17 protein-coding genes and 1 tRNA gene are annotated in these 19,075 nt (G+C 70.6%); 5 read left to right on the top strand and 13 right to left on the bottom strand.

The genetic code is table 11. The features are described 5' to 3' along the window. Window positions 1-96 precede the first annotated feature (96 nt). Complete coding sequence (locus tag KLP28_12955; protein ID QWC84467.1) at window positions 97-540, top strand: pyridoxamine 5'-phosphate oxidase family protein; 444 nt, start codon at window positions 97-99, stop codon at window positions 538-540. A 35-nt stretch (window positions 541-575) separates the two neighbouring features. On the opposite strand, the gene KLP28_12950 is transcribed toward KLP28_12955, so the two are convergent. The 4 genes from KLP28_12950 to KLP28_12935 all read right to left on the bottom strand — a co-directional run bounded on the left by KLP28_12950 (window position 576) and on the right by KLP28_12935 (window position 4,427). Then, on the bottom strand, window positions 576-1,511 hold the full coding sequence (locus tag KLP28_12950; protein QWC84466.1) for a universal stress protein: 936 nt from the start codon (window positions 1,509-1,511) through the stop codon (window positions 576-578). A 675-nt stretch (window positions 1,512-2,186) separates the two neighbouring features. After that, entirely contained in the window at window positions 2,187-3,422 is a 1,236-nt protein-coding gene (locus KLP28_12945; protein ID QWC84465.1) for a PLP-dependent transferase, read from the bottom strand. A 5-nt stretch (window positions 3,423-3,427) separates the two neighbouring features. Further along, window positions 3,428-3,733 (bottom strand): hypothetical protein, encoded by a 306-nt coding sequence (locus KLP28_12940; protein QWC84464.1) that lies wholly within the window; start codon window positions 3,731-3,733, stop codon window positions 3,428-3,430. 82 nt (window positions 3,734-3,815) lie between these two features. Continuing rightward, window positions 3,816-4,427, bottom strand: a complete 612-nt coding sequence (locus KLP28_12935; GenBank protein ID QWC84463.1) for an XRE family transcriptional regulator — start codon at window positions 4,425-4,427, stop codon at window positions 3,816-3,818. Window positions 4,428-4,673: 246 nt separating this feature from the next. On the opposite strand from KLP28_12935, the gene KLP28_12930 reads away from it, so the two are divergent. Then, window positions 4,674-6,260, top strand: coding sequence for an Lsr2 family protein (locus tag KLP28_12930; protein QWC84462.1), 1,587 nt, complete (start codon window positions 4,674-4,676; stop codon window positions 6,258-6,260). Between the two features lie 206 nt (window positions 6,261-6,466). Here KLP28_12930 and KLP28_12925 read toward each other — a convergent pair whose 3' ends face one another. The 3 genes from KLP28_12925 to KLP28_12915 all read right to left on the bottom strand — a co-directional run bounded on the left by KLP28_12925 (window position 6,467) and on the right by KLP28_12915 (window position 8,684). Continuing rightward, window positions 6,467-7,702: a hypothetical protein gene (locus KLP28_12925; GenBank protein QWC84461.1), complete on the bottom strand. Its 1,236-nt coding sequence runs from the start codon at window positions 7,700-7,702 to the stop codon at window positions 6,467-6,469. A 134-nt stretch (window positions 7,703-7,836) separates the two neighbouring features. Further along, window positions 7,837-8,313, bottom strand: a complete 477-nt coding sequence (locus KLP28_12920) for a hypothetical protein (GenBank protein ID QWC84460.1) — start codon at window positions 8,311-8,313, stop codon at window positions 7,837-7,839. Window positions 8,314-8,610: 297 nt separating this feature from the next. Further along, a tRNA-Met gene (locus KLP28_12915) sits at window positions 8,611-8,684 on the bottom strand. 152 nt (window positions 8,685-8,836) lie between these two features. Between KLP28_12915 and KLP28_12910 the strand changes: the two genes are divergently transcribed. Continuing rightward, window positions 8,837-9,775, top strand: a complete 939-nt coding sequence (locus KLP28_12910; protein ID QWC84459.1) for a helix-turn-helix domain-containing protein — start codon at window positions 8,837-8,839, stop codon at window positions 9,773-9,775. A gap of 10 nt (window positions 9,776-9,785) precedes the next feature. Here KLP28_12910 and KLP28_12905 read toward each other — a convergent pair whose 3' ends face one another. Continuing rightward, a complete protein-coding gene (locus KLP28_12905; GenBank protein QWC84458.1) occupies window positions 9,786-10,313 on the bottom strand; it encodes a hypothetical protein in 528 nt (175 codons plus the stop codon). 90 nt (window positions 10,314-10,403) lie between these two features. On the opposite strand from KLP28_12905, the gene KLP28_12900 reads away from it, so the two are divergent. Further along, window positions 10,404-11,636 (top strand): NAD(P)/FAD-dependent oxidoreductase, encoded by a 1,233-nt coding sequence (locus tag KLP28_12900; protein QWC84457.1) that lies wholly within the window; start codon window positions 10,404-10,406, stop codon window positions 11,634-11,636. Window positions 11,637-11,757: 121 nt separating this feature from the next. Here KLP28_12900 and KLP28_12895 read toward each other — a convergent pair whose 3' ends face one another. The 5 genes from KLP28_12895 to KLP28_12875 all read right to left on the bottom strand — a co-directional run bounded on the left by KLP28_12895 (window position 11,758) and on the right by KLP28_12875 (window position 18,190). Continuing rightward, the gene (locus KLP28_12895; protein ID QWC86979.1) at window positions 11,758-12,369 is read right to left on the bottom strand and encodes a YitT family protein; all 612 of its coding nucleotides are present in this window, start codon (window positions 12,367-12,369) and stop codon (window positions 11,758-11,760) included. Between the two features lie 90 nt (window positions 12,370-12,459). Further along, window positions 12,460-12,774 carry a hypothetical protein gene (locus tag KLP28_12890; protein ID QWC84456.1) on the bottom strand — a complete coding sequence of 105 codons (315 nt, stop codon included), beginning with the start codon at window positions 12,772-12,774 and terminating at the stop codon, window positions 12,460-12,462. Between the two features lie 122 nt (window positions 12,775-12,896). Continuing rightward, window positions 12,897-14,384 carry an amidase gene (locus KLP28_12885; GenBank protein ID QWC84455.1) on the bottom strand — a complete coding sequence of 496 codons (1,488 nt, stop codon included), beginning with the start codon at window positions 14,382-14,384 and terminating at the stop codon, window positions 12,897-12,899. Window positions 14,385-14,441: 57 nt separating this feature from the next. Beyond that, window positions 14,442-15,644, bottom strand: a complete 1,203-nt coding sequence (locus KLP28_12880; GenBank protein ID QWC86978.1) for a VWA domain-containing protein — start codon at window positions 15,642-15,644, stop codon at window positions 14,442-14,444. A 29-nt stretch (window positions 15,645-15,673) separates the two neighbouring features. Then, window positions 15,674-18,190 (bottom strand): hypothetical protein, encoded by a 2,517-nt coding sequence (locus KLP28_12875; protein QWC84454.1) that lies wholly within the window; start codon window positions 18,188-18,190, stop codon window positions 15,674-15,676. Window positions 18,191-18,325: 135 nt separating this feature from the next. On the opposite strand from KLP28_12875, the gene KLP28_12870 reads away from it, so the two are divergent. Further along, a complete protein-coding gene (locus KLP28_12870; GenBank protein ID QWC84453.1) occupies window positions 18,326-19,042 on the top strand; it encodes a hypothetical protein in 717 nt (238 codons plus the stop codon). Window positions 19,043-19,075: the final 33 nt, after the last annotated feature.

The raw sequence follows: 19,075 nt of genomic DNA, 5'->3' as shown, positions 1-19,075 counted from the left end.
CGCGGGCGCGGACAGCCTGAGGGCATGGGCGCAGGTGTCTGCGCAGACCACCCGCGGACGGCATCCACCGTCGCGCGGAACCGCAGAGGAGTCGTCATGACCCGCCAGCACCAGTTCGTACGTCACGGAGGGTGGCCCGAGGAGCTCACCGAGACCACGTGTCGCCAGCTCTTGGCAAGCGGATCCGTGGGCAGACTCATCTGGCGGGGCGCCGAGGGGCTCAGCGCCCAGCCGGTGAACTACGTTATGGACCAAGGAGACATCACCGTCCGTCTCTCCCCGTACTCGCTGGCAGGACGCGAGTGCGGCTCCGCCCCCGTCGCCTTCGAGGTCGACCACGTGGATCCCGAGCTGCGTCTCGGCTGGAGCGTGCTGGCTCGTGGTCGCGGCAGGCGCGAGCACCTTTCCGTCCCGAGCAGGCAGGTGGACGTGTGGCCGGCCGGTGTCAGGCTGATGTTGTTGCGGATCGAGATCGATCGCCTGACCGGTCGCAACCTGAACGCTCCCGCGACAGCGGGAACCCGGACGCAGTGGCCGTGACCAGCAATGCGGCTACCGAGGCGAAACCGCCGGGGTCAGGGAGTGGGGACGATCGCCACCGTGGTGTTCGCGTGCTCGAGGACCGTGGTGGCAAGGCCGACGCGCAGCGCGGCCAACGGACCTGAGTGACGAGACCGACCCACCACCACGAGCGAGGCCTCGGGGTCCGTCGACAGCAAGGCCGACGCGGCTTCCTCACCGCGAACCGTACGAGTCACCTGCACGTCGGGGAACTTCTCCTGGTATCCCGCGACGACTTCGGCGAGAAGTCGCGTGGCGTCCTCGGTGTCACGTGCGTCCCCGAGGGTGTGGAGTCCGACGGCGAGTGCCACCTTGTCGACGTGGGTGTGCAGGACCGTGAGAGGGAGGCGTTGCACCGAGGCCTCGCTGAATGCGAAGTCGAGGACGGAGCTCGCTGAGGAACCCGCGTCCACGCCGGCCACGATCCCACCTCGATGGCCAGCGCCACCCGGGCGCACGACCACCACCGGACACTCGGCCCGCCGGCTGACCGTCGCCCCGACCGAACCGAGGAGCATCGACCTGACCGGACCACGCCCTCGCGACCCGAGCACGACCATCCAGGCATCGTGAGCGGCCCTCAGCAGAGCGTTCCTGGCGTCGTCGCGCGAGATCAGGGCGCGCACGTCGAGGTCAGGCTGCAAGGCAGCAGCGCGCTCGGCCGCCTCGTCGGCGACCCTCTGCGCGTTCGACTCGAATCGTCGTACCAACGTGTCCCGGTCGATGCCGTCGGCGTAGACGAGCGCCTGCGAATAGGCGGCAGCCAGGTTGACCGCGTGGAGCACGACCAGGACCCGGCGCTCCTTGGCGGCGCGACCCGCGGCCCAGACCAGGGCATTCTCGGAATCGGACGAGCCATCCACGCCCACCACCACCGCGCCGGTCATGATGTCGCGGAGGTCGTCGTTGTCGGCGAAGGTCACGTGGCCCGGGGCAGAGTCGAAGTCCATGCTCGAATGCTCCCGGCGATCGCTCGACCTCGACAGGGACACGGGTCACCGACAGGAGGGACATCTGCCCCACGGAGATGCCTACGACGGCCAACCCTGTCCGCCTCGGCACTCGCCTCCTGGGCTCATAACCCAGAGGTCGAGAAACAGCTGGCAGTGCGCTGTGCCGACGGCGCCTCGCACAGGACGACACCACCTCAACGACGCGAACGAGGCCCTCTCCGTTGCCGGAAAGGGCCTCTTGGCTGCGCCGATGCGCTGAGTAGCGGGGGGACCTCGCAGGTCTCCGATTGCTGTGTTCGTCGTTGCTGCCGGCACGCTCCCCCTGGCGCGTGCACTGGCAGATGCCACCCTCCGGTCATGCCCGGATCCAACCACGCGGAGCCGGACCAGAGCGCAGGCAAGACGTTGGACGGACATCCGAACGTGAAACGACGTCTCGAGCCGGTCTCTGCTCAGCCGCGCGGCTCACCTAGCTATCCTCGCCCGATTCTCGCGTACGAGGTCAAGCCGCGCGACCGCAACGTCACCTGTGCCGGTACCAGCCATTTCAGCTGCACCTCCCGGGCCGGGCTCCACTGGCGCTGTAGACGCGGTGGAGCAGTCGCTCGCCATGGCGGCCGCCCGACCATTGCGACGCGTGGGGAGACGTAGAGCCCTCGCGGTGAGCCTTCGTCATCGCGGCGGACCGTAGACCGCGGTCAGTGCCGCGTCGAGGTCAGCGATGAGGTCGTCCTTGGCCTCCAGTCCGATCGCGAGCCGGATGAGGCCATTGGCCTGGTAGACGGGGTCGAAGGAAGCAGCCGGGCCGTCCGGGTACTCCTCGTAGACGATGAGAGTTTCGTCGTGACCTAGCGAGACGGCCGAGGTGATGATGCGTAGGTCGTTGACGAACCGGACGCGTTCCTCATGGTTGCCGGCCAGGGCGAAGCTGACGACGCCGCCGTAGCCATGCCGTAGCTGAGCCGCGGCGATCTCGTGCTGAGGATGGTGTTGCAGGCCTGGGTAGCTGACGTGGGCGACGCGGGGGTCGTTGTGAAGGAAATCAGCAACAGCCTGGGCGTTGGCGCAGTGCCGCTCCAGGCGCAGCGGGAGGGTGGTGGACCCGCGCATGATGAGCCAAGCGTTGAACGGGGAGATGGCGCCGCCCGCGTGCCAGAGGGCCCCGCGGCGGACTTCCTCGACGAGGTCCGCGGCGCCGATGACAGCCCCGCCCATGGCGTCGCCGTGCCCGTTGTAGTACTTGGTGAGGGAGTGCATGACGAGGTCGGCGCCGAGGTCGAGCGGACGCAAGAGCGGCGGCGGGGTGAAGGTGGAGTCGACCGTCAACCGGGCGCCGGCGAGGTGGGCGATCTCGGCCAGGGCGGCGATGTCGGCGACGCGCAGATCGGGATTGGCGATGGCTTCGGTGTGGATGACTCGGGTGTTGGGACGGACGAGGCGGCGGACGGCCTCGAGATCGGTGATGTCGACGAAGTCGACGTCGATGCCTAGCTTGGCCGGGAAGAGGGTGGCAAAGAGCCCTTCGACGCGCATGTAGACGACGTTGGAGATGAGCGCGTGGTCACCGGGGTTGAGGAGGGTGAAGAACGCGGCGTGCAGGGCGGCCATGCCGGTGCCGAAGACGGCTGCTGCCTCGCCGTGCTCGAGTTTGGCGAGCTTGATCTCCAGCCCGAGCTGGTTGGCGCCGTGCTCGCGGGTGTAGACGAGACCCTTGAAGTCAGGGGTGTCGATCGTGGTCGGATCGTCGGGCAGCAGGTACGAGTTGGCCATGACGATCGGGGTGCGGATCGCGCCCGTGGTCCCGTCGGGTCGGTTGCCTCCGTGCACGGCCCAGGTGTCACCTGCGACGCTGTCGTAGTCGTGCTTGTCAGGCCGGCGGCCGTCTCCGGCGCTATGCGTGGTGGTCATCGTCGTCACGCCTTCAGTCGTCCGTCGCCGTAGGTGGCGCTGATCTCGCTGATGACAATGCGGTAGCCGTCGTACCAACGCGAGGCTTCATTCTTGGCCCTTCGGTGCGGGGCGAATTGGGCGAGCTGGGCTAGCGATGTCGTGTCCGCGAAGTAGTAGACGGCGTTGACGAGGTCGCGCTCGGGCGAGAGCCAGGTCTCGGTGCGGTCGAACCCCTGAAGGTTGCGCGCGAAGTCGTCGATCTGGGCGTCGAGTCGATAGAACTCCTCGTCGTAGGCTCCAGGCTTGAAGATGAACTGGGCGCAGATCAAGGCGTTCTCCTTGCTGATCGGTGGCTCGGGAAGGTGGGCTTCGGGGGGCAGGGAGCGGACCTGCTGGCCCGGCTAGGGCCTGTCAGGGCTGGCTGTCGCCCCGGCCGGCGGGTCCGACGCCGGGTTCGTAGACGGCGAGCGTGAACCGGGCGGGGGTCTCGCCGCCGTTGGCGTAACCGTGCGCGATGTCACCGGGGAACGCGACGGCATCCCCTATCCCGAGAGTCACGGCCTGGTCCCCGGCATGGACGGTGACGATGCCTTCGAGGACCTGGATGAGTTCTTTCGTGTCGGAGGTGTGGGCCTCACTGTCGTGCCGATCGCCGGGTGCCAGCGACCAATCCCACAACTCGACGACGTCAGGGGGGCCGGTCCCGGCAACAAGCACGCCCCGGCCGCCGTTTGTGCCGGTCCACAACGCAGCACCATGGCCGGCCCGGGTGACGGTGACAGGCTTCGGCTCCGGGGGCGCGACCAGCGAGGGCAGTCCGACACCGAGGGCGTCGCTGATTCGCAGCAGCGTCCCGACGCTGGGGTTGGCGGCACCCTGCTCGACGTTGATCACGGCCCGTCGGCTCATGCCGGCAGCGTCGGCGAGCTGATCAAGGGTCCACTTGCGGTCCTGGCGCTCTTGCTTGACACGGCCGCCGATGGCCAGCGCGAGCGCTGCGGTGTCGTCATCCACGTGGTGCATTGTAGTGCACTTCTAGTGCACTTCAATCGCTCGATCAGGAGATCTCCTAGTGCCACCGAAGGCTGATCGTCACCTGCAGACTCCCAAGGGCTGGCGAAGAGCAGACGCCCGTGATGAACTACCGGGCCACTGCACCGTGCCACCTCGGGGGTCGCTATGGGACTGAAAGATCGTCTACGCCGGGCCCTCAACCCGCAAGCCACCATCACGAACCCGCCTGCTGCATCGTCTCCGTCCCGGGGAGTCTTGGGCCCGCCGTCCGCGGGATTCGCCGTCCTCGACGTCGAAACCACCGGCCTGTCGCCCACCAGCGACCGCATCATCGAGATCGCCGTTATTCGCACCGACCCGCACGGCCAGGTGCTAGGCGAGTGGACTACCCGCCTGAACCCCGACGGCCCGGTCGGCGCCACCCACATCCATGGGATCACCGAGCGAGACGTACGCCACGCCCCACGATTCGCCGACATCGCCCGCGACCTCTCCTCGACGCTGGCAGGGGCGGCCGTCGCCGCTCACAACGCCAAGTTCGACCTCGCCTTCTTGCGCACCGAGTACGCCCGCGCCGGGTGGCGGCTGCCGTACCTGCCCTCGCTGTGCACCCTGGAAGCGTCCGGGCACCACCTACCCGGGCTGCCGCGACGTCGCCTGCCCGACTGCTGCGCCGCCATAGGGCTTCGCGTCGAAGATGCGCACTCTGCTCTCGGCGACGCCCGGGCAACCGCTGCCCTCCTCGCCGCGTTCATGCACCCCGCCTGGGGTCCCCCGCCCCGCCGCCAAGACCTCGACCTGCTCGACGCCGGTACCACCGTCTCCTGGCCGTCTGGCCCCGAGGCCGACGCTGCATTCGTGTGGACGGAGCTTTCGCGGATGCGCACCACCGAAGGCCGCACCCAGCGATCGACGTTGTCTGCACAGGCACAGCGCAACATCTCTCGCAACCAGGCAACTGCTCCAGCCGCGCCGCTTGTGCAGCTCCTGGAACGGTTCTCCCTCGTCGACGCCCTCGACGAGGGGGCGCCCGAAGGCACCCTCGCCTACCTGGAGAAGCTCGCCGAGGTCCTCGAGGACTACGAGCTGACCACTGAGGAGAGCGAAGCACTCGCCGAAGTCGCAGCCGTCCACGAGCTCGAACCGGACGCCGTCGCCGAAGCCCACCGGGCGTTTCTGCTGTCGATGGCGAGCCAGGCTGTCGGCGACGGCAGGATCTCCCGAGCAGAGCGAACCGAGCTCAACGCCGTCGCCGACCTGTTGGCCGTGTCCAAGTCCCATGTCGCGATCGCGCTGGACCGCGCCAGCGCCCACCGACACGATCATCTCGGCCAAGGGCTCGCACCTCTGCCGGCCGTCTGGGACCTGGGGGAGCCTCTGCGGGTCGGCGACAAAGTCGTCTTCACCGGCTGCGCCCAGGAGCAGCGGGCCGCGCTCGAGGAGGCATCCGAGGCCGCAGGTGTGCGCGTCGTCGGCGGAGTGTCCGGGGTCGTCGCGCTCCTCGTGACAGACGGGACGATGGACGGCACCAAGCTTGCCAAGGCTCGCGAGCTCGGCACCCGACAGGTCGACCCCGCCACCTACCAGCGGCTGCTCGCCCACATCCAGCCAGCCAGGCCCACGACTCACCGGCGAGACACGCTGCTCTCTGCGACGTCTCCGACGCCGGCGCGGCCGAAGCAACCGCGCGCTGGTGCGCGGGTCGTCACAACCGACACTGAGCCGGCCGTGATCCGTGCATGGGCCCGGCAGAACGGTTACGACATCGGAGAGCGTGGGCGGATCCGGGCTGACATCCTTGAGGCTTACACGCGATCTCAGGTCGAGGGGATAGACCCCTGACCCGGAGAGCAATTGCGCAGACGAGTTCGGCCTTTGCTCGGGCATCGACTTGGACCGCTGGACGCTGTCAGCGAACTTTGCGCGCAGACCATTGCGAGGCAGGGCTGGCTGAGCACTCTGCGGTGTATGCCATCGACTCCGCCTGCAACTGCTGACCGCCTGCTCGCGCTCGCAAACTGCATTGCGGCCGGGGACAAGCCGCTGGATCAGCTGGTCGCTCTCGCCGCGCTCGTAGACCTTCTCGAGACGATGAAGACCCCCCTGGCTCGGGACGCACGCAGGCGCGGGGGGCACTGATCTCCCGTGGCGGCCTGGAGAGCTGACCTGTAGCTGGACTGCCCGGAGCTGTCGTCGTTGCCGATGCCGGGGATCAGGCGCGCGGTGTAGTCGACCTTTCCGGTGGCCGGGTCGGTATGGAAGACCGCGACGAGGTCGTCGATGAGGTCGCCGAGCAGCATGGGGAGCGGGACGAGTCGGGTCCCGGCAGCCGTCTTGGTGCCGATTCGGCTGTGGACCGTCAGCAGTCGGCCGGTGTCAGGGTCACGGTGCTGGGTGACCCGTCCACCTTGTGCTGTGACGTCGAGCCATGGTCGCCCCTCCCCGTCTCGGGAGTAGTCGAAGACGTGGAGGCCGAACTCCTCGCCGACACGGAACCCGAGAAGGCGGCCCATCCATAGGCAGACCTGGTGGAGGGGGCTCAGCGATGCGGCCAGTTGGCGGACCTGCCGGAGGTCCAAGGGACTCGGCACCGGCTTCTGCTGGCGTTTGCGCCGTGGGCCAAGCGGTTCGATGGCCTGCAGGTCGCAGGTTGTCAACGGCGGCCGGGCACGATCGATGGCATAGCGCAGATCGCGCAGCACGTTCGTAGCGGTGTTGCGCTTGAGTCCGTGAGCGGTCTCGGGTTCGGTGAGCAGGCCGGCCCGGCGTAGGTCCGCGGCGAGGATCAGGGGTTGGCCAGTCCTCACGTCGGGGTGGACCTCGAGGTCTCCCGCGCTGGTCGCGTCGGCGACCGCATCCCGGCCGCACAGTCGTGTCGCGTCGTCGACGCTGAGCCAGATCGCGCTGGCTGCCCGGCGTCCGAGACGGTCGCCGGCCACGGTGGCCGCCGGGAGGACGAGATCCCCGGCCAGGATGCGGGGTAGGCGCTCGAGGTCGGTGACCTTCAGCTGGGACACCCCGCGGCGCTCGGCGGGCGCGGTGTGGGAGAGCTCCACCAGGAACGGCACAACGTAGCGGCAGACCTCCGAGGCCACGTCGCGGATCCGGTCACCGTTGGCCTTGCGGTGGACGCCGTAGCGGCGCAGCAGCTCTTCGAGGAGGATCTCGGCGAGCCGGAAGTCGTCGGGGTCGATGTCTGCGAAGAGATTGTCGACCAGGTCGGCGTCGTCGTTGGCTTGGTTGACCAGCACGACGAGATCGCTCTCGGACTCGCTGAGCGCCACGGGGAGTCCGTGACATAAGAGCATGAACCCCTCGGCGGGCCCAGCGCCCGGCCTGCGGTGCGTCCCAGGCTCGACGCAAGTGGCCGGCTCGGTGCCCTCGGAACGCTCGGTGACCAGCGCGAGGTGGCGGGGGTTCATCGGGGGCTCCGAGCGAGCTGGGTCAGCAGTGCGGTGAGCTGCTTGACCGTCTCGTCGAGCTTGGCGATCTGCTTGTCCTTGACGGCCAGCTGATCGCGCAAGGTCTCCTCGGAACGGCCCAGGTGCTCCAGCCTTCCCTCGAGCCGGGCCAGCTCGGCCGTCAGCGACCCGACCTCGTCGCGAGCTCGGGTCATCGCGACCGACTCCGCCGGGGTGGCGCCTCGACGCAGATCCTCGGGCGCGAGCCGGCCGAGTGCCAAGAAGTCATTGGCGTTGACCAGCACGCGGCCCTTCTCGTCGGTACGGGTGTCGAGCGAGTGGCGCTCGACGTCGCGGCGGATCGTGTCGACGCTCCGGCGGGCCAGGGTGGCCAGGTCCTCGCGGGTGATCCATTCGCCACTGGCCGGACTGCTCGGTGTGGGTGCGGCGGTTGTCACGCAGGTGCTTCTCGGGCGGGTGACCTGGTCGGTCACGGGTGCCAAGCACCGGTCCGGCACCGCCACTGGCGTGCAATCCCTGCACAGGCAACGTCGATGCACCATCGGTGTGCCACCCCGGCGCCACGCCCCGATGAGGCATCGCCGCAGGTCAGAAACGCATGCACCACCCTCGCAGCCGACATGTGCCCGCGCAGGGCGGCCGCATCTGACCGCGAACTCGGCACCCGTCGTCCTGGACGCGAGCGCATCCGCACGCCCCGGGAACGGGCCAAGGCCCCCAGGTGAGCCTGAGGGCCTGACGCACAAGACCGCAATCGCAGTCTTGAAAAGTAGCGGGGGCAGGATTTGAACCTGCGACCTCTGGGTTATGAGCCCAGCGAGCTACCGAGCTGCTCCACCCCGCGTCGGTGAGACCAACGTTAGCGGGAGGCGTACGCAGCATCAAATCGGGGGGTCCTCCGACCAGACGGCCGTCCCGCGCGCGGTGCCTGAGGCGCGACTCTCCCGCCACACCCCAAAGGAGGGGTCGTTGCGCGCCGCTCGCTACATTCGAGGGGTGCGTGCCACTCTCCTCTGCGTCGACGGGATGTTCGACTCCGGCCTCGCCGTGACCCTCGACATCTTCTCCACCGCCAACGCCCTCGCGGAGCGCCCGCTCATCGAGGTGGTCACGGCCAGCGCCGGCGGCCAGATCCGCACCGGCCACGGGCTGCGTCTGGCCACGACGCCGGTCGAGGAGGTCGAGGCCGCCGACCTGGTGCTGCTGCCGGCCATCGGCCTGGTCGACGCAGACACGGTCATCCGTACGGTCTCCGGGCACGCGCTGCTGCCTCAGGTGCGCCGCCTCGCCGCTGGAGGCGCCACGGTCGCCGCGGGCTGCTCGGCCACCTTCTTCCTCGCCGAGGCCGGCCTCGCCGACGGCCACACCGTCACCACCAGCTGGTGGCTCGGACCCGACTTCCGCAGGCGCTACAGCCGCGTGGACCTCGACGACTCCCAGACCCTCATCAGCGACGGCCGCATCCTCACCGCCGGCTCCGCCTTCGCCCACATCGACCTGGCGCTGTCCGTCGTACGCAACCTGTCCCCCCAGGTCGCCGACGACGTCGCCCGTCGTCTGCTGATCGGTCGCACCGCGTCGCAGGCGACGTTCGCGGTCCCCAGCCAGCTCGCCGCCTCCGACCCGACGGTCAGCGCGTTCGACGCCTGGGTACGCCGCCACCTCGCCGACCCCAAGCCGCTGCGCGACGCCGCCCGCGAGCTCGGCGTCAGCGAGCGCACCCTGCAGCGCGCCACCCAGCAGGTGCTGGGCCTCAGCCCCGTCTCGTTCATGCAGCAGGTGCGCCTGGACCAGGCCATCCACCTGCTGCGCACCACCGAGCGCTCGGTCGAGCAGATCGCCGAGGCGGTCGGCTACCGCAACGCGGGCTCCCTGCGGTCGCTGCTGCGCGCACGACGGGGCACGTCCGTACGCGAGGTGCGCGACCGCCGCTGAGGTCTGCCGGTCAGGCGCTCGTCCCGGGCAGCAGCGACTGCAGCTCCGCGAGCCGCGCACGGTGGTCCGTCCACGGCGTCACCCCGAACTCCGCCCGCAGGAGCTCGATCACCAGCAACTCGTCGGGTTCCAGCTCGTCCTCAGGCTCGGTCAGCTCCTCGACTCCCTCGTCCAGGTCGTAGCCGAGCGCCCCGACCCCTGACCCGTTGCTCTCGAGCAGCAGGGCGAAGAACTCGCGCATGTCCGCCCCGACCACGACGTACGGCGTGTCCGAGAGCGGCGTGTAGAGCACGACCGCACCGTTGTCGAGCAGGCTGAACTCGTGCTCGGTGCCGTCGGCGGCGAACGACCGCCCGATGCGGGGCGGGCAGTCGGCCCACTCACCGTGCTCGGACGGATCGCCGAGCAGGATGTTGTAGCCGTCGAGCCCCTGGCCGAAGGCCTCATCCGTACGCGCGAGCTCCTCGAGCCTTGCGAGGTCGGCCTCGCTGCTGCTCCCTGCGTCGGACGGTCGGTCCTTCTTCCGGAACGGCACCATGCGGTCATCGTACGAACCGCCGCGCGTGACCACGGTCGCTCCGCCGGAGCGGCGCGTGTGGTGCCCGTGGCGCCCGGGCACGGTCAGGTCATGCACAGCGACTACGACCACCTGATCCTCGGCGGCGGCCCCACGGCCGACGCCGCCGCCACCGCCATCCGCTCCGCCGGCGACACCGGCACCATCGCGATCCTCACCGACGAGGAGCACGGGCCCTTCCCGCGGCCGCCGCTGAGCAAGTACCTCTGGCTCGACGAGTCCACCACCGTGGCGAACCAGGACCCGGAGACCTCGGAGAAGACCGGCGCGACCGTGCACCTCTCAGACCCGGTCACCGACGTCGACACCTCCGCGAAGCAGGTCACCACCGCCTCGGGCGACACCTACGGGTACGGCCGCCTCCTCATCGCCACCGGCGCCCACCCGAACACCCTCGAGGACCTCCCCGCCGGCGACCGCGTCCTCTACTACCGCACCCGCGCCGACTACGAGCGGCTCGCGGCGATCATCGACGCCGCCGACTCCCCCGCGGACCTGCACGTCGCCGTCGTCGGCGGTGGCTACATCGGCACCGAGATGGCCGCGGCGATGCAGCAGCAGGGCTGCCGCGTCTCGCTGCTGCACCCGGGCCGACTCGTGGCCGACCACATGTTCCCGGCCGAGATCGCCCAGACGCTCACCGACCGGCTGATCCAGGCGGGAGTCGACGTACGCAACGGCGTCGAGATCGCCGGCGGCACCCCGTCGGGCGACGGCGTGACCCTGCGCAGCAAGAGCGGTGAGGAGCTCACCGCCGACGTCGCCGTCGTCGGTCTTGGCGTGTCCCCCTCGACCGGGTTCCTCCACGGCGTCGTGGACCTCACCGAGGACGGCGGTGTCGAGGTCGACGGTCACCTGGCGACGTCGGCCTCCGACGTGTACGCCGCCGGCGACGTCGCCTCCTACCCCGACGCCGTGCTGGGGCGTACGCGCGTGTCCCACATCGACAACGCCGACCAGCAGGGCGCTGCCGCGGGGCGCATCCTTGCCGGGTCGGACGAGACCTACGACTACACGCCGATGTTCTGGTCGGACGTCTTCGACCTCGGCTACGAGGCCGTCGGAACCCTGGACGCCTCGCTCGACACCTACGTCGAGAGCGAGTCGGGCACCGACGAGGACGGCAACGACCGCAGCGCGAAGGTCGTCTACTACGCCGACCAGGACGGCGTACGCGGCGTGCTGCTGTGGCGCGGCGCCGGCGACATCGAGAAGGCCAAGGAGCTCATCAAGAAGGGCTCGCGGCCGGCCGACCTGAGCGAGCTCGCCGGCTCGCTGGCCTGACCGCCGAGAGGGCACAGACGTCCGCCGAGAGGGCACGAAATTTCGTGCCCTCTCGGCGTCATTTGTTGCCCTCTCGGCGTCATTTTCTGCCCTCTCGGCGTGATTGTGTGCCCTCTGGGCGTCAGGCGCGGTAGCGGCCCGGGCGGTGGTTCATCGCCAGCACGAGGTTGAGCACCACGGCGCCGGCGGCCGAGAGCAGCACGATCTCCCACGGGGCGACCGCGAACGCCACGAGCACCACGGCGACGTCCAGCGCCATCTGCACGTAGCCGGCCGACAGCCCGAACTGCTCCTGTGCCACCAGCGCCAGCACGTTGAAGCCGCCCAGGCTCGACCCGTGCCGGAAGACGATGAGCAGTCCGATGCCGATGATCAGGTCACCGGTGAGGACCTTGTGCCACGCATGGTCGTCGGTGAGCGTCAGCACCGACTCGTGCAGAGCGCTGAAGGCACCGACGAGCACGACCGAGGCGAGCGTACGCAGCGTGAAGGCGCGTCCCTTCCGTGTCCACGCCAGCGCCAGGAACGGCAGCGTCAGCACCACGAAGACCACCGCGAAGCTCAGTCCCGTCGCGTAGCCGATCAGCAGTGCCAGGCCCGCGGTGCCTCCGGTGACCGCGCCGACCGACCCGAGCAGGGTCAGACCCAATGCCGTGACGAAGGTGCCGACCACGACGCCGGTGACGTCCTCGAGCCGCGAGTGCGGGACCGTGGCGACACCACCGGCGGGAATCGGCGGCGGGACGTGCGACGCGTCGTGATCGGAGGAAGCGCTGCTCACCGCTCTACTCTTTCGGCGACAGTTGACGCTCGCAAATCGAGATCATCGCCGGGCACGTGTCCGCCGCGCATCGATCAGCAACCCCACCGCTGCCGCCTGCGCGAGCCACGGGATCAGAACCACCGGAGTCAGGAGTCCGTTCAGTGCCAGCGGCACTGTCGAGACTGCGAGCGCAACACTCGCCGTGATCAGCCCCGCCGGCCGTCCTCGCCACACCAGCCATGCGGTCAGGGGCAGCGCGACCTGGAGGATCAGCAACGATCCGAGGACCAGTACGTACAGGACCGGCTCCCCGTCGAGCCAGCCTGGATCCCGGCCATCGACCGAGGCCGAGACGGACTCGAGGATCTCGCCCACCAACCGCCACCCGACCGTCACGGCCATGACGACGGCGACAACGGCGTACGCCCCGGCAACGGCACGCTCGGCCGTGGTCGGCTTCTGACCAGGTACGCGCGCGGGGAGCGACCCCGCCACCCTCACAGCGCCGGGTGCTTGTCCCGCCACGGCGAGGTCTCCTCCAGCTGCGCGGCGAGCCGGATCATGCGCGGCTCGTCGTTCAGCGACCCGACCAGCTGCGACCCGATCGGCAGGTCGCCCTCGCCCCAGAACAGCGGCACCGACATGGCGGGACGACCGGTGAGGTTCGCCAGCTGGGTGTACGGCACCCAGCCCAGGTTGTCGTTGATGATCGTCTGCACGATCGGCGTGAAGCGCAGCGTGCTCGCCACCCTCGCCTTCAGCAGCCCCTTGAGCACCAGTCGTGCCGGGAACGGCGTGTCCAACGCACCGATCCTCGGCGGTGGGGTCGCCGTGGTCGGGGTGAGGAGGAAGTCGTACGCGCGGTGGAAGTCCGCGAGCCGGCGCAGGTGCGTGTGGCGCCGCTGGATGGCCTTGACGTAGTCGGTCGAGGAGGTGGCTCGGCCGAGCGCCGCCATCATCAGGGTGTCGTCCTCGAACGCCTCGTCACCGACCGGCTTGCCCGCCGCCTCCGCCGCCGCCTTGGCGTTGTCGACCGTCACGGCCGCGTTGACGAACCAGGTGGTGAGGAAGTCCGCCGCCAGCGCGGCGTCGTCGAACGGCTGCTCGTCGAGCTCGACGACCTCGTGACCGAGCTCGCGCAGCACCTCCGCGCAGGTCGTCATCGCAGCGCGCGCGTCGGGGTGCACGTCGTCGTTGATCGAGCTGGCGGCGCTCATGCCGATGCGCAGACGACCCGGGTCCTCCCCCACCTCGTCGGTCAACGGGCGAGGGGGCAGCGCCGCGACGTACGGGGACTCCTCGGCCGGTCCCATGAGCACGTCGAGCATCCCGGCGGTGTCGCGGACGCTGCGCGAGATCACGCCGTCGGTGGACGTGCCGCCGATCGCCTCACCCATCGTCGGTCCCGAGGGCACCAGCCCCCGTGACGGCTTCAAGCCGAAGAGGCCGCAGGCCGAGGCCGGGATGCGGATCGAGCCACCACCGTCGGAGGCCGCCGCGCAGGGGATGATGCCCGCCGCCACGGCCGCCGCCGCGCCGCCGGAGGAGCCACCGGGGGTGTGGTCGAGGTTCCACGGGTTGCGCGCGACTCCGAGGTGGGTGGACTCGGTGATGCCCTTGGCACCGAACTCCGGGGTGTTGGTCTTGCCGAAGACCACGAGGCCGGCGTCGATCCAGCGGCGTACGACGGTCGCGGACTCCTCGGGCACCACCTCCGCCTGCGACCGCGACCCGCCCGTGGTCGGATAGCCCGCGACGTCCTGCATGAGGTCCTTGACCAGGAACGGCACGCCGGCGAACGGCCCCGCCTGCTGCTCCTCGGTGCTCGGGAAGGTCGGCTCGACCGGCGCGACGATCGCGTTCAGTCGTGAGTTCACCTGCGCGGCGCGGCTCTTGGCGTCGTCGAGCAGCTCGGACGCGGTCACCTCACCCGCGCGGACCTTCTCAGCGAGGGCGGTGGCGTCGTGGTCGGCGTAGTCCTTCATGCGGCCGAACCTAGTGGTCGGGGCGCCCGCGCACACCCGGTCGACGTCACACCTGCGTCACGTGCTGGTCTCGGTCTCCGGCTGCGCCACCGCGAAGCCACGCGAGGAGGCCCACTGCGCCACGTCGCGCCGCTCCACGGCCGCGGCCATCAGGTCGGGGAAGGCGTCCGGTGCGCACGAGAACGTCGGCACCCCCGCGGCGGCCAGCAGGGCCGCCATCGCCGGGTCGTACGCCGGAGCACCCGCGTCGCTGAGCGCCAGCAGCGCCACCACGGTGACCCCTGATTCGACCAGCGCCTTGACCCGGGAGGTCAGCACGCCCGGCGTCCCGCCCTCCATCAGGTCGCTGATGAGCACGAGCACCGTGTCCTCGGGACGCTCGACGAGGCCCTCGCAGTAGGTCAGCGCCCTGCCGATGTCGGTGCCGCCGCCGAGCTGCACCCCGAAGAGGACCTCGACGGGGTCGTCGAGCTCGTCGGTCAGGTCGACCACGGAGGTGTCGAAGGCGACCAGCCGTGTCGTCAACGAGCCGATCGAGGCCATCACGGCACCGAACACCGACCCGAAGACCACCGACTCCCCCATCGAGGCGGACTGGTCGAGGCACACGATCACATCGCGCTCGACCCGGGGCGTACGCCGGGCGTACCCGACCAGCCGCTCCGGCACGACGGTGCGGTGACTCGGCTGGTAGTGCCGCAGGTTCGCCGCGACCGTGCGGCCCCAGTCGATGTCGCCGGGACGGCGAGGCCGGCGCGTACGGGCCGAGCGCTGCAGCGCGCCCGTGACCGCCTGCACGACCTTGGCGCGCAGCCGCTCCTCGAGCTGCTCGGTCACCGCTCGCACCACCGAGCGAGCGGCCTCGCGCGAGGCCTCCGGGATGACCTGGTTGAGGCTCAGCAGGGTGGTGACCATGCCGATGTCGGGCTGCACCGCCTCCATCGTCTCGGGCTCGAGCAGCAGCTGGTGCAGGCCCAGACGGTCCATGGCGTCGGCCTGCATCACCTGCACCACCGAGGAGGGGAAGTAGGTGCGTACGTCGCCCAACCAGCGCGCCACCTGCGGCGAGGACCTGGCCAGGCCGCCGGTGCGGTCGGCGTCGTAGAGCTTCTCCAGCGCGGCGTCGCGCTGCTGGTCGTCCTCGTCGAGGTCGGGTCCCGCCTCGACGTCGTCGTCCAGCCCCGAGGGCTCCAGCGACTCCTGCGCGGCGCTGCCGAGCACCAGGCGCCACCGGGTCAGCCGGTCACGGGATGCGAGGATCTCGCCGGTCTCGGGGTCCACGTGCGGGCTCACGAGGCCACCTCCCGCCCCATCCAGCGGCCCAGCGCGTGCAGGGCGGCCAGCTCGTGCGCGGGCAACAGGTGCGCGCCGCGTACGGGTTCGGCCGGGTCGTCCTCGTCGATCGGTGTCACCGGTGGCACCTCGTCCACGGCATCAGCACTGCCGTCAGGAAGCCACGCCCCCGCGCCGCCGGACCCCGACCACCCTCGCCGCGACCCCAGACGGTGGGCGCCGCTGCGCAACCGGCGCCCGACCTGGTCGCGCTCCGGCCCGCTGAACCGGGAGAACGAACGCCGCAGCAGCGGCAGCAGGTCCTCGAACGCGGCCTCGTCGATCCCCTCCACCCAGGCGTCGACGATGTCGAGCACGTCGTCGTCGTGCAGGAGCAGCAGCACGTCACCGTCGACGAACCCGTCGAGCCAGGCCGCCGCCTCGGGTGCGGGCACCGCGGGTGAGAGACGGCGCGCGAGGCGTACGGCTGCCTCCTCGCCCGCGAGCCGACCGGCGTCGAGGAGGAGCCTGTTGACACGTCCGGAGAGGCCACCGGGCACACCGTCGTCCTCGGCCACACCCTCCAGCGCCGCGCCCCACTGACCCGTCAGCCGGTCCCCCACGCCGTCGGCCTCCGCGCCGAGGAGCGCGATGCCGCGGTGCGCCGCATCCACCCGCGTGCGCAGCTCGCCCGCGGCGTCGGGGTCGAGCCCGTGGCAGGCGGCACGCAGACCGACGGTGGCGCGGGCCACGACCGTGCGCAGCACCTCCAGCACCGCCGCGGTGTCGACGGCGCGCACGTCGCCGTAGCGTCGCGTACGCGCCAACGGCTCGATCGCCGCGAGCAACGAGCCGACGTCGTGCTGCCGCGCGGTGGCCCGCCCGAGGGCCGCCACCACGTCGTCCAGGGCGTCGGGGAGGTCCGCGGTCAGGCAGCGCTCGACCATCGCGGAGAGCTCACCGAGGTCATTCGTACGCCCGGCGAGGCGTCTGGCCTTCGCCGCCGCCGCGTCCGGGACCGTCGTGCCGTGGAGGCCTGCCTCGACGACGGCGACGGCGAGCTCGGGGTCCCAGCGCACCTTCCACGCCTCCCGGAACGTGCCGAGCGTCGCGCCCGTCTCCGTCGGACGACCCCAGTCGATCTCGAGCAGCCGCAGCTGGTGCAGCAGGCGCGACCGGTCGCGTCCGGCTTCTCGGCGCAGATCGAGCTCCAGCGTCGTCGCCGACGCCGACACCTTCATGCGCAGCGCCTTCTGGCGACGGGTCAGGTCGGCCATGAGCGGGACGGCCGGCACACCGTCGGGCACCTGCCCGAGCGCCTGACCGACCACGAGGTTGCGGTGGATCAACCGCAGCGGCAGCTCGGCACCGTCGCACAGCACCGCCTGGGTCGCCTCGCTCAGCTCGGGGAGCCCCACGGCCGGACGACCGCGGACGGCCGCCAGCGTCGTGGCCAGCCTGGTCGCCTCGACCACCGAGGCGGGGTCGGCGTCGTAGCGCTGGGCGCGGAGCTCCCGCGCGACGCGTACGAGCCAGGTCTCCGCGACCGTCTGGGGACCGTCGGCCTGCCAGGTGGTGAAGAGGTGCTCGTACCACCCCGGTGAGGTGACCCCGGCGCCGTAGCCCGAGGCGGTCGCGAGTCGGCCGGCCGTCCACGGAGCCCACGTGGCGCGCACCTTCACCTTGGGTCGCTTGGCCAGCAGCCTGTTGTCGGCGGCCGCCGTCGGGAATCGGTCGAGCTGCAGCGCCGGGGCGTGGAAGGCGCCGCACACGAAGACGATGCGCTGGCGCCCCTCCTTCAGGCTCGCCCGCACCACCCGGCGCATGGCGGCCTCGCGCAGCATGTTGGCGGGGTCGGTCGCCGGGGCGTCGGTCTCCTCGTCCTCCTCCTCATCGGCGGTGCGCAGCGCATCCATCGCCTCGGTGATGGCGGCGAAGCCCGCGAGCGACGACTGCCCGGCCCGGTGTGCGCGTTGCTCGACGGCGTCCTCCCACCACCGCTCGGCGTCGTCGTAGCCCGCCAGCGAGGCCAGGGTGCCGATGGGGTCGGCAGCGTACGAACGGCGCCTCACGCGCCGTCGGTGCGAGGGCCCCTCGCCGGTGTCGTCGCCCGTGTTGTCACCGGGGGCGGGGAGCACCGGCACGTCCCCGCCCGCGTCGGGCGCGAGGAAGTGCGTCGCGGGCAGATCGGCGAACCGCACCGGCACCCCGTGCGCCAGCGCCCACCGCAGCGCCACCCACTCCGGGGAGAACGAGGCGAAGGGGTAGAAGGCCGCGCGTCGCGGGGCGTCGGCGACGTAGACCAGCGCCGCGAGCGGCGGCACGAGACCGGGATCGGCGACGTGGCGCACGAGGTCGTCGAGCTCGGGGGGCCCTTCGATGATCACCTGGTCGGGCCTCACCTCCTCCAGCGCCGCGAGCACCGAGCGGGCCGACCCCGGCCCGTGGTGGCGTACGCCCAGCACCGTCAGCTCGTCGACGAACAACGCACCGTCCGCCGGGGCAGCGGTGTCGTCGGGTGCCGTCGCGCTCACGGGTCCATCCTGACCGACCGCACCGACAGGGCCAGGATCACGGCTCGACACCGGCGGTCTCCGATCGCTCGACCGGCTCTGTCGGCGGTCGTACGCTGCTGCCCTGATCCGTCACCCAGCTCTCGGAGGGCCGCCATGATCTCGACAGACGAGCGCGTCGAGATGCAGAAGAGAGGGCGCAGGGAGCATCGGGCCCGGTGGATGTCGCGCGTGCTCACGGCGGGGCTCATCGCCTGCGCGGCCCTGGTGCTGGTCCTCGACGGGCTCATCGGCAACGAGATCATGCTCATCGGCCTGCTGGTCGCCTCAGGCGCCAACGTCTTCACGAGACGCTGGCCGGACTGGCACGTCGTCGCCCGCGGGCCTCGGATGACCATGAAACGGTCACCACTTCCGATCGCAGCAGCGACTGTCTTCGCCCTGTCCATCGGTATGGCGGGATCACGGATTGCACGCGGATCCGACCCCCCGGCGGAGTTCAGATGGACCACACTGCCGACGGCGTACGCCCCACTCGTCGTCATCCTGCCGCTGCTGTGGTGGTTCCTCCGCGCCGAGATCGTGCTCGACCGGGAGCACGTACGCCGTCGTCGTCGCTTCTCGAGGACGGCTGTCGCGTGGTCGGAGATGGCGCCGCTCCGGTTCACCCCCGACGGCGCCGTGCGGGTGGAGCCGCTGAGCGAGGCGAGCGTCGCCGGGGGCTGGACCGACGACGGGTTCACCGTGCCGACGTTCGACGCCGACCTCTACCCCAGCGACGTGCGCGACGCACTCGCCCACTGGGCCGAGCATCCGGAGGACCGCGCCGAGCTGGGCACTCCGGCCGCGACCGCACGGTTGCGCGCCACCTGACGGCCACCTGGGACGCCTGCTCGGCGCGCCGGG

Source organism: Nocardioidaceae bacterium, assembly GCA_018672315.1.
Classification (GTDB): domain Bacteria; phylum Actinomycetota; class Actinomycetes; order Propionibacteriales; family Nocardioidaceae; genus TYQ2.
The sequence above is the reverse complement of the archived record's forward strand: the minus strand, read 5'-3'. Positions and strand labels throughout refer to the sequence as shown.

Excerpts from the sequence above, each read along its gene's own strand:
- KLP28_12955 (QWC84467.1), top strand. The coding sequence starts at position 97 with ATGACCCGCCAGCACCAGTTCGTACGTCACGGAGGGTGGCCCGAGGAG.
- KLP28_12950 (QWC84466.1), bottom strand. The coding sequence starts at position 1,511 with ATGGACTTCGACTCTGCCCCGGGCCACGTGACCTTCGCCGACAACGAC.
- KLP28_12945 (QWC84465.1), bottom strand. The coding sequence starts at position 3,422 with ATGACCACCACGCATAGCGCCGGAGACGGCCGCCGGCCTGACAAGCAC.
- KLP28_12935 (QWC84463.1), bottom strand. The coding sequence starts at position 4,427 with ATGCACCACGTGGATGACGACACCGCAGCGCTCGCGCTGGCCATCGGC.
- KLP28_12905 (QWC84458.1), bottom strand. The coding sequence starts at position 10,313 with ATGGTGCCGTTCCGGAAGAAGGACCGACCGTCCGACGCAGGGAGCAGC.
- KLP28_12900 (QWC84457.1), top strand. The coding sequence starts at position 10,404 with ATGCACAGCGACTACGACCACCTGATCCTCGGCGGCGGCCCCACGGCC.
- KLP28_12885 (QWC84455.1), bottom strand. The coding sequence starts at position 14,384 with ATGAAGGACTACGCCGACCACGACGCCACCGCCCTCGCTGAGAAGGTC.
- KLP28_12870 (QWC84453.1), top strand. The coding sequence starts at position 18,326 with ATGATCTCGACAGACGAGCGCGTCGAGATGCAGAAGAGAGGGCGCAGG.